This is a genomic window from Ereboglobus luteus (assembly GCF_003096195.1).
GTDB lineage: Bacteria > Verrucomicrobiota > Verrucomicrobiia > Opitutales > Opitutaceae > Ereboglobus > Ereboglobus luteus.
This window is the reverse complement of record NZ_CP023004.1, coordinates 2,402,710-2,419,044: the sequence shown is the minus strand read 5'-3', so window position 1 is coordinate 2,419,044 and position 16,335 is coordinate 2,402,710. Positions and strand designations below refer to the sequence as shown.

10 protein-coding genes and 1 pseudogene are annotated in these 16,335 nt (G+C 54.1%); 1 reads left to right on the top strand and 10 read right to left on the bottom strand.

Annotated elements, in window-relative coordinates; all coding sequences use genetic code 11:
• Positions 1–19: 19 nt before the first annotated feature.
• The 10 genes and pseudogenes from CKA38_RS09090 to CKA38_RS09055 form a co-directional block, all read right to left on the bottom strand.
• Positions 20–3,661, bottom strand: a complete 3,642-nt coding sequence (locus CKA38_RS09090) for an autotransporter outer membrane beta-barrel domain-containing protein (protein WP_108825188.1) — start codon at positions 3,659–3,661, stop codon at positions 20–22.
• A gap of 58 nt (positions 3,662–3,719) precedes the next feature.
• Positions 3,720–5,102, bottom strand: coding sequence for a TonB-dependent receptor domain-containing protein (locus CKA38_RS09085; protein ID WP_236918978.1), 1,383 nt, complete (start codon positions 5,100–5,102; stop codon positions 3,720–3,722).
• Complete coding sequence (locus CKA38_RS09080) at positions 5,030–7,030, bottom strand: TonB-dependent receptor plug domain-containing protein (RefSeq protein WP_108825186.1); 2,001 nt, start codon at positions 7,028–7,030, stop codon at positions 5,030–5,032. The genes CKA38_RS09085 and CKA38_RS09080 overlap by 73 nt, the downstream gene beginning before the upstream one ends.
• Positions 7,031–7,114: 84 nt before the next feature.
• Entirely contained in the window at positions 7,115–9,229 is a 2,115-nt protein-coding gene (locus tag CKA38_RS09075) for an autotransporter family protein (RefSeq protein WP_236918977.1), read from the bottom strand.
• 48 nt (positions 9,230–9,277) lie between these two features.
• A pseudogene (locus tag CKA38_RS16970) lies at positions 9,278–9,475 on the bottom strand (autotransporter-associated beta strand repeat-containing protein); the annotation flags it as partial.
• A 1,053-nt stretch (positions 9,476–10,528) separates the two neighbouring features.
• The gene (gene pgtP, locus CKA38_RS09070) at positions 10,529–11,881 is read right to left on the bottom strand and encodes a phosphoglycerate transporter protein PgtP (protein ID WP_108825184.1); all 1,353 of its coding nucleotides are present in this window, start codon (positions 11,879–11,881) and stop codon (positions 10,529–10,531) included.
• 165 nt (positions 11,882–12,046) lie between these two features.
• Positions 12,047–12,823 (bottom strand): S1/P1 nuclease, encoded by a 777-nt coding sequence (locus CKA38_RS09065; RefSeq protein WP_108825183.1) that lies wholly within the window; start codon positions 12,821–12,823, stop codon positions 12,047–12,049.
• Between the two features lie 60 nt (positions 12,824–12,883).
• Positions 12,884–14,272, bottom strand: a complete 1,389-nt coding sequence (locus CKA38_RS09060) for an MFS transporter (RefSeq protein WP_108825182.1) — start codon at positions 14,270–14,272, stop codon at positions 12,884–12,886.
• 60 nt (positions 14,273–14,332) lie between these two features.
• Entirely contained in the window at positions 14,333–14,476 is a 144-nt protein-coding gene (locus tag CKA38_RS15730) for a hypothetical protein (RefSeq protein ID WP_161554817.1), read from the bottom strand.
• Positions 14,473–15,198, bottom strand: a complete 726-nt coding sequence (locus tag CKA38_RS09055; protein ID WP_108825181.1) for a glycerophosphodiester phosphodiesterase family protein — start codon at positions 15,196–15,198, stop codon at positions 14,473–14,475. The genes CKA38_RS15730 and CKA38_RS09055 overlap by 4 nt, the downstream gene beginning before the upstream one ends.
• Before the next feature lie 181 nt (positions 15,199–15,379).
• Between CKA38_RS09055 and CKA38_RS09050 the strand changes: the two genes are divergently transcribed.
• The gene (locus tag CKA38_RS09050) at positions 15,380–16,330 is read left to right on the top strand and encodes a sugar-binding transcriptional regulator (RefSeq protein WP_108825180.1); all 951 of its coding nucleotides are present in this window, start codon (positions 15,380–15,382) and stop codon (positions 16,328–16,330) included.
• Positions 16,331–16,335 lie beyond the last annotated feature (5 nt).

Sequence of the window (16,335 nt, the reverse complement as noted above, 5' to 3'; positions counted from 1 at the left end):
TTTTTGAAATTATCGGTTTTTACCAGCGGTGGCTGTAGCCGAAGTAGACGGAGCAGGGGCGGTCATAGGCATCGGCCTCGGTATAGGAAAGATCGAGATTCAGGCGTCCGGCGCGTCCGACGAGCCAAGAAACACCAAGGGAAACTTCGGCGCGATCCTCGGCGATTGTAAAGTCGGCCTTGTCAACGCCTCTGGCAGTGAACTCACCGCCGCTGGCGTCAATTGTTGCCGCCAAGACATGGCCGCGGATGCTCCATCGCTTGCCAAGAGCCCTGCCGAATGCGAAACGGAAGAGGTTTTGGGTGGCACGGGCGTCAGCGATATCAATATCAACGATATTATTGTCCTCCCTGTTGGACTTGGTGGTGTAGGAAACACTGGGGAATTTGGCCAAGGCGATCTGATATGCGGGCTCAAACCACCAGCCGGAGTCATCACCAAGATTGAAACGCCAGCCAATGTCGATGGCGACACCACCAGCCTGGGAATGGTAATCCCCGCTCAAATCATTAGTGGGATCATTATTGTTGAGGGAGTGCTCGTAAATATCGAAACGGGCAATGGCAGAAACAAAGACTCCCGTGCGGTGCTGGTAATGAACGTAAGCGCCCGCACCAGCGCTGGTAGTGTGTCCATCGCCAGTGCCGATAAAATCGCGTCCGGTAAGAGAAGTATCGGCAAAGATGCCTGTGGAAACGGTGCTGGTGTCATAATCCCAACGAGCATCGCCGCCGGCGGTAAGGCCAACAGCACGCGAAGTGAAGTCACGGGAGCTTCCATCTAGGTCAACACGGGTATAATTGAAGCGGGATTGGAACCAGAACGAACCCGAATCGCCACTTGATGGGGAGTCCTCACCAGTAAGAACTCCCCTGTTGTTTTCGCGAAGTTGATTGAGTCGGTAGTTGATCGGCGCAAGGGCGGCATACCACTCCTCGACAACGAGTGCTTGGGTGTTGAAAACCGCCGCGCCGCCCGCGCCGTAGGAACCTGAATCGAGACCACCGACAAGATAAGCGCCATCCGGACGGTTTTCGAGGTCATAGGCGAAGAGACCGTAATCAACGGGATGCGCAAGAATTAGGGCGTCCGGGGCAAAATTCCCTGTCTGATCGTAAATCACACGAATTTCAGATCCACCTATCGTGGCACTGTCGAAAGATTCAATGGCTAGACGACCATTACCTGTGAGTCCGTTTGCAAGGATGAGGCTGTCATGGGACGCATTGGCAATTGAGATGGTGCCGAGGGAACTGGTGATATCCAGAGACCCCTCAAGGGTAGTTTTTCCGGGAATCCTCCAAATACCGCCGAGTGTGAGTCCGCGGTTGAGATAGATGGGGGTATTGGCAAAGGTGGAAAGCGCGAGAGTCGCGCGATCACGCACAACAAGATCGCCAGTGAATTGATCGACGCTGGAAAGCACGATGAAAACCGAGGAACTGCCGGAAAGGGTGACGCCACCATTCAAGGAGGAGCTCTCTTCAAAACGGAAAACACCCGTGGCTGTGTCAGTGGCGGTGATACCGCCGGAAACGACAGAATCCGCGCCGACAAACGTGAGATCAACAGTGGAGGCGCCCGCGAGTGTAAACCCATCGGTAATGGCGGAATTTTTGAGAACCGCGCGACGGTTGTGGAGATCGAGCCCGGGACGATTCCGTAGAGTTGCCGTGCCCTCAATATAGACGCCACCGGTTATGGACGAGTCTATAAAGTCAAGATAAGTGTTGGTGGAGCCGGAAAGAACAATATCACCCGTGAGCGGAGTGCGAACGAAATTAAAAACGGACTCACCACGATTGGTGGCGGTGATATCGCCGGTAAAAGTGGAGTCAGTGAGATCGAATCTAGCTAGATGAACTTTGCGCGCGCCCTCAGTGCCGGTGATAAAGAAGCCGCCGGTGAAAACAGAATTGGTGCCCTGAACGACAAGACTAGCGCCAGTGGTTTCGGCCATGGCGTCAATGGACCCCCCAGCAAGCATCTCAATGCAACCATTGATGGTGGAGTCAAAAACATTCATATTTACCCACGTTGAGTAGGGACTGTTAATAGCACCCGCGGTTGCCATGCGGGCTGCGCTTGTTCCGGTAAGAGTGGAGCTGACAAAAATGAGATCCCATGTGCTGGTAATAAGCGTGGTGACTTCCTTGCCAACACCTCCTCCATCCTCGCCGTAGTTGGCCGTATCCTTGATTGACATGTCCAAGTCAATGGCGGAGGAATTCTGGGCCTCCATGACGACACCCTTAAAAATGCCGGTGAACTTGGATTCATCCCTGGCATCATTGGCTCCGGCGAGGCGAATAATGGGCGAGCCTATGCCAGTTGTGGTGAGAGTGCCGCCAGTGACCTCGGCCCAACCAAGACGTCCGGTCTGCTGAAAAATCGGCGCGTAATCACCGTTGGCTGTCACATTTGTATTTTCCAGAAAAACCTTGCTGGTAAACCCGTCCGCCATCGCTTCATTGCCGCCAGCGTTTCCGCCGGTGCCTTCGGCAGTTTTCCAACGAAAAACAGCGCCCTTGCCCCCGCCGGTTGTGACAGTGGAGTCTTTGAGCGTGATGCTATTTGCGCCATAACCAAAAGCGAAGGTGCGGATGGCCATGTTGCTGGTGTTGGTCACTTCTATTGTGAGATTTTCACCATAGAAGTGAGCGCCTCCTTGGGATTGCTGGTCGTTGAGATTGAAGACCTGTGTGTTGGCGTTGGCGCCGCCGATGGTGCTGCTTATGGTGGTGTCGTAGAGTTCGACGGAAGTGTTGCCATTTCCCTGGTTGAATGCCTCGAGTGCCTGTCCAGAAGTAACGATAGTGAGATCCTTGCCATAGAATGTCGCGGAACTGCCCGCTCCCTCCTGATTGGCCACCATGTAAACGGTTTCCGAACCATCGCCGCTGGCCGTGACGGTTTTTGAAATGGTGCTGCTGTAAAGATAAATCGACGCGCCGCTGCGGACGGAAATAGCTTGCCGTGAACTGTTGCTGCCCACGGTGGCGTCAACCGTGATATTGGTGCCGGAAAAAGCGACTGGGTGAATGGTGGTTCCGGTATAACCGACAAGCCAAATGCCCGACCCATCCGCATCACCCTCGTCGCCATTAAGCGTAAACGTGGTGTCGTTTGCATACCATGTGCCCGAACGCACGGCATAACTGGTTCCCGAGTCGTCAACAGTATGGAGCCCGGCATGGGAGTTGATGAACTGGAAGGTGCTGGTGTTCTTTCCGTTGGAGACAATGGCGCGGTAAGGCGAGGAAACTGGATAGCCGGCCGCCCCACCGATGGTGCTAACTCCAGCGGTATCCACATAATAATAGGTGCCAGTGGTGGTGACGACACCAGTATCTATATCAGTGATGGAAAATGGCGCTATATAAACATAACGATTGTTTGCAGCATCAAATCCCTGATAATAATATGTGCCGTCAATATCGGGAACAAGAGGCGTTCCGGAGATCGAGCCAACAGTTTCCGTTGATTGGGAAAAAATCGAGGGTGAAAGGATGGCCAGTGAAAGAAAGACGGCAAACGCGGTGAGCTTGGACTTAAGCGAAGAGGCATTTTGCGTTTTCTCCGGAACGGCAAACTGACGGAGAGGCGAGTGGATGCCGTTTTCAATTTGAATGACGGCGTCTTCGTGAGCGTGTGTGTTCATAAAAGGTAGTCTGATTTGGAGTTAAACTTGAAACTTAAACCGCGCGGCGGAGGCTCGCTCAGTATTTGCCCCTCAGGCTAAGATTCCAGATGGTATCGGGAACACTATACCAATTCATGCGATCAGGGACGTTGGAATAACGGATATAAGGTTCCTGAGTGAGATTGCGTATGGAAAAGACGAGCTCTAAGTTTTTGTTGAGTTTCCAACCACCTGAAAGATCAACGACAAACCGAGCCTTTACATATTGATATTCATTTAGCGTCCATTTGCGTCCGGGATAAGGGCGGGTGATGGACCGTAGTGCATCGTCCGTCCAAGAACCGCGGAGCTGTATATTGAAGCGTCCGTAGCGGTATTTGATGCCACCGTTGGCGGATTTGCTGGCGCGTCCGATTTTTTCCTCGTCGATTTCAGCGTTTCTCAACGACGCTGTGGTAAAGGATCCAAAAATACCAAGTCCCTTGAGTGGACCGGGAAGGAATGTGAGCTGCTGGTCGTATCTGACAGTGATACCGTAAACGGTGCGGGTGCCCGCGGCATTGATGGTGGATCGGTAAACCATGTCTCTCATAGACTTGTAAACCTCGTCGGATTCCAAAGTTTCCTCGTCAATCACAACCTCGGACTCCTCCAACAGGCCTTTCATGGCATCTTGAAGAGAGTAACCAAGTTGGGCTTCCGCCTGCTCCTTGGATATTTGCATATTTCCGATTTGCAATCCCTTGATATCAAGACGATATGCGGAAATTTCAAAGATACCGGAGGGCTTGAGATACCACTGGAAGCCGGCATAAAATTTGGTAGTTTTCTCAGGTTTGAGCTTGGGATTGGGAATCCACAGACTGGTGGGATAGTAGTCCGGATAGTTCACCGTGGCAGAAAGATTACCGTAGTCGGGTCGGAGAATGGCTTGGGAGAACGAAAGCTGAAACCTCAGATTTTTGGTAAAATCGTATTTGAGACCACCTGAAAGGAACAGATTTTCGTAATTTTCTTTGCGCACGTCACGGTTGCCATAGTTATATTGAAAACGGACACCTTCGACGGTGCCTGTGTTAAATTTCCCAGTGGCAATTTCTTCCGGTGTGGCATATTTTTCAGCGAGGGCCATTTCCTCCTTGGAAAGCATCCGAGTAAACTTAGCCTCCGTCGAGGTGCGCTCACCACGAATACCGAAGTTGAGTTGAAATTTTCCGACACGAGTGGTGGCCTCGGCGTAGAGGGCGTCGATGTTTTCAGTCAGATCACGTCGCCCCACGAGCTTCTGAAGGACATTGTCCGTCGCATTCAGCAGAAACCATTCCGGGTGCTCTTCATAAACAGACCAAAGCGCATTTTGATCAACAACAGTCCAGTTTTGCTGGTTTACGTTACCGGACTTGCCTCCGAGATCCATGTTGAAAACGTAGTTGTCAGCAAACGGAAAGAGTGCGGACATTTGAAGTCCCTCGGGGCCGATGTAGTCGTAGCGCTTCCGGCTGTAACGGCGTCTGTAAACATTCTCAAGGACGCCCCGCCCGTGCGGAAAGTGACGGGATGGCCGAAAACGCGGGCGGCGTAGGTAACGTCGAGATAACCGGAAAGCTGAGTGTTTCTGACAAAATGAGGATCGTCATACCAAGTATCCCATAGATAGGTGGCCGCACGACCTATGTTTTGGGGTTCGGTCCAAAGGGAGCCGGCGGTTTGGGTAAGGGTCCATTCGGGGGAGTCAGTGGAAGGACGTTCGGCAATCCAGCCAATTCCACCAAGACGGTTGCGAACCGCTCTAAAGCGTCCTTCGTCGCCATCGCTCAATTTAGTGTGAGAATATGAATAGGCGGTGCGCAATTGGATTTCGAGCGGCCCCTTCTTGTAATTGAGGCGAGGGGAAATCATATAATTCTCGTTCTTGCTGACGCGGAAAGAGGGCGATTCCGTAAGGACGGATTCCAGTGCTTGGGTGCCACCGGGGCCGGTGGGATCCACAACCCAGCGAGTAAGCGTGGAAGTGGGGTGCTGACCGGGGGTAGGTGCCCAGAGATTGACGTCCATGTCATCGTCGCGATTCGTGCCAAGCAACTGGTAGTAGATATTGAAATATTCATTCTCATTGTAGGTGTATTGACTGCGAATAGCAAATGTGAGCTCGGGCGTGATCTTAAAATCGAGGGACAGATTGGCGGATTCGGATGTTTTGATACGCGGGCCGTCGAGCCATTCAATTTGACGGATGGAGGGACCTTCCACCGCTTCGAGATGGCCGTTGCGTGAGACAAAAGTGGTGCCGGGATTCGGATTGTGAAACTGACCATCCGTAATGTTATAGTGGGGTGCGACAGGATAGGTGTATTGGACAGTATGCCGCTGGTCATTCCGGTATTGCTGGTAGCGAGAAACTGCTGCCTCAATGCCAAGACGGCGTTTGAGGAAAGCTCCGCCAAAACCGAGACGCCCGCCAATGTAAGTGCGCCTGTGCTTTTTGTTATCAGGCATGTAGGCGCTGCCCCATTCGATAGTCTCGCCGGTGCCGTCAAGACCGAGATCAAAGCTGATTTCGGGTTTTTTGCGGTTGAAGGCATAACGGGTTTTCATCTCAAACTTGCCCGCGGGAGTGTTGGCGGGCATGCGAGCGAGGAGTGTTTGGTTGAACTCAATAGACTCGATGGCGGTAATGGACATTTGCTGGAAGTGATTGGCGCGAGTGCTGCCCTCGGTCGCTGAGGCAAGCGAAATCCCGTCCATGGAGAAACCTGCATACTTGGGATCAAGACCGCCGACGCGGACATATGCGGTCTCCCCCTCGTCATCGAGATCAAGAGTAACGCCGGGCATATATTTCATAAACTCGCCAACCGAGCCTTGGGTTAGTTCACCAAACTGATCGACGGCAATGACCGTCTTGGCATTGTCGGCGGCTTTTTGTTCCATGAAGGCTTGGGCTTGGCCGGCGCGTTCCGAGGTAACCGTAAATTTTTCGAGAACCACCAAGTCGGAGCTGGAAATCGCCTTTGATGTGCCCGTGGTGCCAATGCCCGTGCTTAAACTGATGGGTTGCAACTCGAAATCAAGCACGTTTGGAGCCCCCACACGCGCCTCAATAGTAAGTGTGGAGGAACGGGCATTGGCATAACTAGCAGTAAGGGACACCTTGCCGACAGGGACGACAATGCTGTAAAGACCGCCGTCCTCGGTGTAGACGATTGTGTTCGTGCCATCGAGACGAACTTCAGCACTCTTGATGTAAAGGCCGGAATCAACATTAAAGACGCGGCCCGTGACGGTCACGGTTTGCCCGGTGCTCTGCGCCATTAACGGGGAATGCATGACAATGAATGCAAAGAATGCGGCAAGGGCGAATAATGATGGTAGACGGTGCGTTTTCATGGAGGGGAAGCGTGGTGTTAAAAGAAATTGTAAATGATGGCGTGCTTTCGATTGGAACCGAGATAATTCGTTTGGTGAAAACGATTACCAAGTGTATGCGACCAGTGCCGAGAGGGTGGTGCGATCATGATTGGATGCGGTTTCATAGTCGAAGGCGAACCCGACGACAGTGTGCGGACTCAAAGCGGCACGAGCAGAGACGCCGATGGCAATGGGATCATCGTAGTAGTCGCCACGTTTGAGGGTAACAGGTGTGTTGGGCGAGTCGAAATAGTGAGTATCCAAGGTCGCCCGCGGAGCAGTGACGGTGTGTTTGCGGGCAAGGGAAAGATCGATTGCAAGATCACGGTTGAAGATGACGAACTTTCGGCCCAAGGCCACGCCGTAAAAGACTTGAGACGAAGTGTCATTGAAATTATCGATCACGAGTGGGGAGGCTCCACGTTCATAGTGATTGGTGATTTTGATTTTGGAATAGCGAAGGCCGACATAGGGCTTGAGCTTGATTTTAGCCCACGATTCAAAGACGCCCCCAAACTGAATGGATCCGGAGTAGTATGAGGTATCCCACTTACCGCGAACATAATTATCGTCTTCATGTCGGAAGGAGTCGGTGGTGACACGCCCGATATCGGCGGAAAACGAGAGATAGAATTTACCAAAACGCTGTGCCGCATGGAGACCGAGAAACTTTTGTTTTGAGGAGAGGGAGGTGTCGTTTGTTGTGTCGAGCTCGTTTTCAGCGATGCCTGCATGGAACCCAAGCATAACGCGACCGGGAAGCATGCCGTCGAGACCAGCAATGACTCCCTTGATATTGCCCTCAACACCAGGGGTTGTGCTTGACTCGTTGTCGTAATCAAGATCGCTGGTGAGATAACGCACCCACGCTGCGTTGACCCATTTGCGTCCCTTGGCGGGAACGTGAAAGGTAACAGGGTCAATCAGTTCGTCAGCAAGGCGCGAGGAAACGGTGTCGTGGATGGCATCAATGGCCGTCAACGTCATGGCAATGTCCTTGAGGGGATTGGCACCCTGATTTACAAGGACAAACTCGCGACACCAGCCGGAGGAGCTATTGTCGTTGGGAAGGCTCTCGTTGGGAGAAACAGGCACGGGAATGTCATTGACGATGAGTTCCATGCCATGGGGCACAATATAGCGGGCGCTGTTGCTGCCCGTCGAGACCAGGGTGATGGTGTCCGGGTCGATGCCCTCTTGCCAGCGAAGTCGGGATACACCGGAGGCGGTAAAAGCGATGGCACAAGTCGTGTCGGTTACGATGAGAGCGCCCGTGCTGAGATAGGCATTGGGTTTGAGAACGAGCGTGGAATGGTCGGAAAGGTCAATGCGATTTGCAAGTATCGCATAGGTCATCGGAATTTTGGTGGCTCCAGAACCACGAGCCGACAAACCCTCGCGTCCAATAACAAGGGAGGAGCCTTCAGTGACGGTAACGTAGACGCTAGCGCCGCCAAGTACGCTGGAGTAGGTGCCGCTGGCAATAGCCGAAAAGCGGGACTGCCCTGAAATTGCAAGAGTGCCAATCTCATTCATGGCGGGATGCCAGCTCCCATTGCCCGACATGCCATCAAAATCATCGAGCGTGCCGTTGCGCCAGTTGAAAGTGAGATCACTGCCATGGGTAACCTCAATGTGTCCCCCACCCACAAATGCCTGCCGCATTGTGCCGCTGACGCCACTAAATTCAAGATAGGCATCGGGATCAATAGTTGTTGCGCCGCTGCCCAATGCATGGGGACTTTTAAGAATCACACGTCCCGCGTTGATCTGGTTGTAGTTCTTGCTGGAACCATAAAACCAGTTGCGAGTGCCGGTAAGGGTGAGGGTGCCGGCGCCATTTTTGATGAGGGTGCCCGCGCTGGAGCCATAGCTGCCGGCATTGCCCACAATGCGGCCGGAGATAGTGGCATCACCGTCGATGGTGAGGGTGACGATGCGGTTGGCGATGAACATGTCCCCCGTGATATCAATCCCATCGGCAGTATCGGCTATATGAAGAGTGACGTCACTGAGCCCGCTATTGGTGAAAAGATCTCCGGCGGAGCTCAAGACTACGGCAGGCAGCAAGTTGCCTCCTGTTGAAACACCTGGTTGCTGGATCAAGTTGATTAAATTCTCGCCAAAATAATCACCGTATGTGCCCGCAACGCCGCCTACGTTGGTTAAGTAGCTCATAACAATGTGATTATCTCCAAGGGCGCGATTGTCGGCTATGGTAAGTGTGCCCTCTAAAAGATGAACTCCACCGGCAAACCGATTGGCAGCGGTATTGGATAGGGTAAGACTGCCCGCGCCGAGTTTGATAAGGCGACCTGCGGGGGGATGGCTCCGGCGGCAAGTCCGACACCAGTGCCGGAAAGCTGCACCGAGCCGGGTGCCACGGCAGCGGGATCGGCAATAATGGCCCCCCGGTAAAGACATAGTTGCTCTCGGCAATACTACCATCCTCGGTGCTGACGGCTCTCACTGCGTTGACAATGACATCTGAAGCGGTGACACCACCATCGGCGATGGTGATGACCCGGGTGCCTCCAGGCCCGCTCGAAGGGCCCGTCCACACACTTCCAGTCCAAACAAACCCGCGATCTGTCCAGCTATCGAAAACGACCACATCGCCAGCGATGAAGGAAGCATCGGGAAGTGCGTCAGTGGCAACCCAGGTGTCGGAGCCTGCGGTGTTATTTAAGTATGAGAGATAGGATCCTGTGGTCATCCAAGATGCCGTGGTGGTGTCCCACACGTCGCCGTTGGCACCTGTCCAGAAGAGGCGGCGATTGTCAGTGCGAGCCCCCTGCGCGACCGCATCGTGCGTGGCGGCGCAGGCGAAGATGACCAGAAGTCCCGCCAGCGCGGCGCGCATTGCTTTGCGGGGAGTCAGTTTGTTCAGCGTGTTCGAGGGAGTGTGGTGTGCATGACGGGATATTTGGAAGATGGGATGGTGGTGCAGTGATGCTGGTGGATGTTATGGTTTTTTACGAAAAAACGATGGGCGTGTTTCTCAGTTAAACATGCCGGGACAGGGGGACGAAAAGGGGGCTGTGTAGGAGCAGTGAGGTTTCAAGACTCTGGTGCGAACGGTTACTGGGATAAATCCCAGTGGGCTGGTGTGTGAAAAAGCTGGTAAGGAAAATTCATGAGTCAATGTTTTTTAAAACGAATAATTATTCATCTCTTTAAACTCATTAACTTATCGTTGTTTATTTCGTAGAAAAAGGTGCTCGCGTGGAGCGCGTGGGTGTTGGTCAGAATGAATGTCATTGGTCGCCGCGTTTTCCAACACCGGCCTCAATGGTGCTGGAAACTTCGACGACATGATAATAAAGATCGATGGGGAAACGGGATGAAAAAAATGAATATATATTCAAAACAGGTGAGAGTTTCAAATCTGCGTATGGCAATTTGCTTATTTTGGGTTATTGCGTTTTGCGGCGAATCAGCCTGATCAAAGACAGCGGAGTCGGTTTTATTGATCTTTTATTTTGATGCAAGCTTATCGTTGGGTGTATTGCGATGTTTCAGCGTGAGCGCGCTAAACACCATCGTGAGCGCGCAGCAGATGACCATGACTATGAACACGCCGTTCCAGCCCCAGTGATCCGCCAGCCAGCCCACGCCGGTTCCCGCGATCGCCGAGCCGAACACATATCCGAAAAATCCCGTGAACCCGGCGGCCGTTCCGGCGGCGTTCTTGGGGACGAGTTCCAGGGCGTGAAGCCCGATCATCATCACGGGGCCGTAAACGAAAAAGCCAATCGATATCAGCGCGGCGTAGTCGATCCACAGCGGGCCGTTCGCGTTGAACCAGTAAACGAGCACACCGAGCAGGGTCATCGCCATGAACAGGATCGTGGCCGGGGCGCGCCGACTTTTGAAAACTTTGTCGGACATCCAGCCGCAAAGCAGCGTGCCGGGGATCGCCGCGTATTCATAGAGCGACCAGGCGATGCTCGATTCCTTGAAGGAAAAGCCTTTCGCTGTTTGCAGGTAGGTGGGGATCCAGTCAACCACGCCGTAGCGCACAAAATACACAAAGGCGTTGGCGATGGCGATTGCCCACAGATAGCGGTTGTTGAGGACGTTTTTGAAAAAGATTTCCTTGAAGCTGAGGATGCGTTCGTTGTCCGCGGAGTATTTTTCGGGATAGTCGTTTTTATGCTTCTCGATGGGCGGCAGTCCGCAACTTTGGGGCGTGTCCCGCATCAGCACAAACGCGATGATTGCGATGACGCCCGCGATGATTGCGTTGAAATAAAACTTCGCCCCCCAGTCGCCAAAAAGCATGACGCCCCACAGCGCAAAGGTCGCAACCAAGCCGCCGCCGACATTGTGCGCGACATTCCAGCCGGCAACCACGGTGCCGCGCTCGCGCGAGCTGAACCAGTGCACCATCGTTTTTCCGCAGGGAGGCCAGCCCATGCCGTTCACCCAGCCGTTCAGGGTTTGCAAAAGGATGATCAATATCAGCGACGAATAAACGGCTTTCACGAAGCCGCACACCAGCATGATCGCGCAGGAAAGAAGCAGGCCGAGCGGAAGAAAATAACGCGGATTGCTGCGATCCGACACCGAGCCCATCACAAACTTGGAAAGTCCGTAGGCGGCCGAAAGTCCCGTGATCGCCCAGCCGAGCTGCGCCTTTGTGTATTGGGGATAGTCCGCCAGGATGTCCGGAATCACCAGCGCCATGTTTTTCCGCACCAAGTAAAAGGCGGCGTAGCCAATAAAAATTCCAATAAACACTTGAATGCGCAGGCGCTTGTATTCGGCGTCAACGCGTTCGGACGGCAGGGGAGTCGCGGCGGGAGCGGGTTTGAGAAATGAGAACATGGATGCTTTGTTTATATTAAAAAAATCAGAAATTCTTTTAACCGCAGATGGTCACGGATGAACGCGGAGTAGATACAAGAATCAGGAGGCTTGGCGTCTGTGTTGATTTGAGTTTATCCGCGTTTTTCTGGCCTGTATTGAAGCGGTTTTTGAAAAAACTTTATATTAATTGTCGAATAATTCGTTCAGCGTGCGGGCGAGGCGGTAGCCGGCTTTTACAATTTGCATTTCCGCGAGCTCGTGCGCCTGGTTTATATAATCCTGGCCGAGATCGGCGCCCGGCTTGGCCCAGTCGTAGATTTTAACGCAGTCCTTCGCGCTTTCGTGAAACCAATCGGCGGGCGTGCCCTTGCTCATGGCGATCCGCTCGGCGTTCGAATAACGGTCGAGCTGGTGACGGTATTCCATGTAGCCCCAAGCGTGCGAGGCCTCGATCAGGCCGGAATCCCAGACGGCGTGATATGTCATTTCCCTGCCCTTCATCTTCACCTTAAAATTCATTTTGATGTCGGGATACTTTATATGCACGGGGCAGTGCATGTCGCCGGCGAGGTGTATTACAAACTTCAGGTTCAGGTTGACCGTGGCAGCGTCGAGTTTCTTATAATTCTTCAGGGTGGCGATGGCTTTTTCGAGCTCGGCAACCGCGTCGCCGTCCGGCTTGCGTCCCTCGGGCGTGCTTTTCAAGTTCTTGTCAACCCCGCCGGTGTGCCAGGGGTGCGTGTATTTATATTCCGGTGTCCGCCTGTATTCATCCATCCATGTGGAATAATATACAATCGACCGGTTCCCCAGGTATTTCTCGATGGTGGCCTTCGCCTTCGGGGTGAGGTTGCACTCGGCGATGTAGGCGATGGAGTCGTGGCCCCTCTTGCCCCAGGCGAACATCGTTTGCGCGGAGCAGAACGCCAATATTACGAGCGGAAGTATTATTTTTTTCATTTTGGGTTTATATATTAAAATAAGAAGCGATGGTTTATTGGAAAATATAACAGGAGGGGCTCACGCCTGCTCGTCGTAGCCGTCGGCCTTGGCGCCCCACATCAGCAAAAAGCCGCCCATGCCGATGAACGCCATGATGATGATGGCGATGTAGGCGAAGTTCCAGCCGTAGTGCTGGGCGACGTAGCCGAAGCCCACGCCCGAGACGGCGGTGCTCGCGTAGGCGAATATGCCCGTGATTCCGTTGGCGCTGGCAGCGGCTTTTTTGGTGGCCTGGTTGGCCGCCGCGATGCCGACGAGCGCCTGCGGGCCGTAAATGAAAAAGCCCGTGGAGCAAAGGACGGCCAGCAGCATCCACATGGGGGCGGACGCGGGGATTTGCCAGAGGGCGATGGCGCAAATCGCGGCGCCGAGCATGCAAAACACGCAGGTGCGGTGCGCGCGGCCCTTGAGCCAGCGGTCGGTCGCCCACCCCGCCACGAGCATTCCGACGATGCCGGCGATCTCAAACAGAGCCACCAGCCAGCCCGACTTCGCCACGCTCACGCCCTTGGATTGCTGGAGCAGCGTCGGCCCCCAATCGAGCACGGAAAAACGGACGACATAGACAAAGAAGTTGGAGAATCCGAGAATCCAGATCAGCGGGTTAAAAAACACCTTTTCGCGCAGAAGCGCCAAGTGCTCCGCCGATTTGGTTTTTCCGCTCGTTTTTTTCAATTTTACCGTGGTGCCCTCCAGTTCCGGCAGGCCGACGTCGGTGGGAGTGTCGCGCAAAAACGCAAACAGCCCGATCGATCCGAGCAGGGCGATGCTTGCCGGTATCCAGAAACACCAGCGCCACGCGCCCGTGTGGTTTTCACCGGTGCCCATGTGAGCCATGATGTATCCGCAAAGGATGACCACCAAACCCGCGCCGATGGAGTGCGAGGTGTTCCAAACCGACATTTTTGTGGCGAGCTCCTTCGGCGGAACCCAGTGCGTGAGCAACCGCGCGCAGGGAGGGAAACCGGAGCCTTGAAGGAATCCGTTGACCACCCAAGTGATGCCCAGAAACAAGATCAGAGCGTTTGAAAAGGCCGGCCCCGAAGGTTCACCGGATATCCAAGCGGCGATGTCCACGCCGAAACCGAACGCGAAGTTCGCCAGCGCGCACAAGGCGAGCCCCGTCGCCATGTAGAAGCGGGCGTTGAGCACGTCGGCCAGCATGCCGTTCAGAAAACGCGACCCGCCGTAAACCAAACCGTTGAGTGTGAGAAAGATACCGAGGCTTGTTTTCGAAATACCCAAGTCCGCCTCCATGCCGGGCATGGCCATGCTGAAGTTTTTCCGCACAAAATAAAACAAGGCGTAGCCGACCATCGTCGCGATGATCGTGCGCCATTGCCAATACTTAAAGCGTTTCGCGGTTTCTGCGGAGGAGGGGTCTGCTGTTTGCGCGGATGTGGTCATTTATGTCGGTGTCCCAATAAAAGCGTGCGGGTGCGTTTTTTAATAAAAAAAACTGAAACCTCAGAGTTTGAGCTCTTTGCGCAGGTAAGCGGGGCGATTTGTGGTGATGCTCATCGTGCCGAGTTCGATCCAATGTCTACCCAAGACGGGATCGTCAACCGTCCACACGTGCAATTCGAGCCCGGCGTCCTTGATTCGTTTCACGTCGGCCTTGCTGAGGGCCAGGTTGACTGCAAGTCGAGTCCGGTGAAATTGGCGGTCTTGGCCTCCTTGATGACTTCGTCGATCGTGGGCTGCACATAGCCGGGCTTGCGCTTGGCGGGATCGCGGTAGCCCTTGAGATACTGGGCGGGGATTTCAGGGAGCGCCTCATGGGCGGCCTTGAGGGCGTCGTAGTTGAAGCTGATGAAAGTGATGTTGTGCTTGCCGGCGCCGGCCTTGGCGAGGCAGCGGACGAGTTCGGGAACGATTTCGGGGCCGACCTTGATTTCGATGAACATGCGCTTGCCGCTGGGGATCAGCGCGAGCTGCTCGTCGAGCGTGGGGATTTTTTCACCGGCGTATTTCGAGGATTTCCATGAGCCGGCGTCGAGCGCGCGCAATTCGGCGAGCGTGGATTTCGAGGGCGTGAGCTTCTTTCCCGTGGTGCGATTGGTGGTTTTGTCGTGCAGGGCGATGATTTTGCCGTCCTTGGTCAGGTAGATATCGGTCTCAACGGCGTCGGCTCCCTGTTCCCATGCGAGTTTTTGGGCGGCGAGGGTGTTTTCGGGCGCGTCATAGGAGGCGCCGCGGTGGGCGACGATGCCGACGGGCGCGCCGGGCGCGGAAGCGGTGGACTGCGCTTTATCCTTGCTGGCGCAGCCGGAAAGGAAAGGGAACGCCACAAGCGCGGCGATGACTAGAGCGGATGCTGTGCGGGTTTTCATTTTCTTGGGTGTTGGAATATTGGGCGTTTTATCAAATAAGTAGGCAAATTTACTGGGGATTTAAATAACGCGGGCAACGTTCAAAAGAGAAGGGAAAAAAAAGACTTGTCGATTGGAAAGTTTATATGAATAAATATTTAATCTTTTATTTCAACCACTTTATTTATTACTTCAATATCCCATGCCCAGAAAAGCCGACTATTCCGATGATGAACTCCGCCTGGTAGCCACACTCTACTACGTGGACGGCTTGGGGCAGGCCGAAATCACAAACCTCGTCCGCGTTTCGCAGACCAAAATCTCGCGCATGCTGGCCGTGGCCTTGGAGCGCGGAATCGTCCGCATCTCGGTCGACCAATACAATGCGCGTAACCCCAAGCTGGAGCACGAGTTATGCGCCCGGTTTGGCCTGACGGAAGTCGCCGTCGTGAAAACCGCGCCGAACGCGAATCCCGAGACCGCGCGCCAGACAGTCGGCCACTTCGGGGCGCCGTTTGTATCCGAACAGCTCCCAAACTCCGGCACGCTCGCGATGGGCGGCGGGCGCAGCGTCTCCGAATTGGTGCACCGCTTCCGGCGCAACGACGCCCGGCGCCTCACAATCGTGCAGGCAATGGGCAGTATCGATTCCAACGTCTCCTCCGTTGACTCGCTCGAACTCGGACGCTCCCTTGTGAAGCTCTGGGGCGGCGAATTCCTGACACTGAGCACGCCCGCCTTCGTGGAGGACAAGAAAACGCGCGATTTTTTCCTGGCCTCCGAGCAAATCCGATCCGTGAGCGAACGCCTGAAAAAAGCGGACGCCGCGATCGTGGGTGTTGGGCCGCTCGATCTTTCGGTTTACGTTGAACGCAACGTGTTGGATGAAAATGATTTCATTCAACTCAGAAAAATCGGCGCGGTCGGGGAAATCTGCGGACGTTTCTTCGACAAAAACGGCCGCGAATGCGCCTCTTACTGGCGCGACCGGGTGATCAGCATCGACTTGGACGACTTGCGCAAAATCCCGCAAGTAATCGGGATCTCATCGGGAGCCGTGCGCGCCCCCGCCATCGCCGGTGCGCTAAAAGGAGGCATGCTAAAAACCCTCCTGACTGACGAAAGTGCAGCCGAAGCATTGCTAGCAATGTAAAAGCA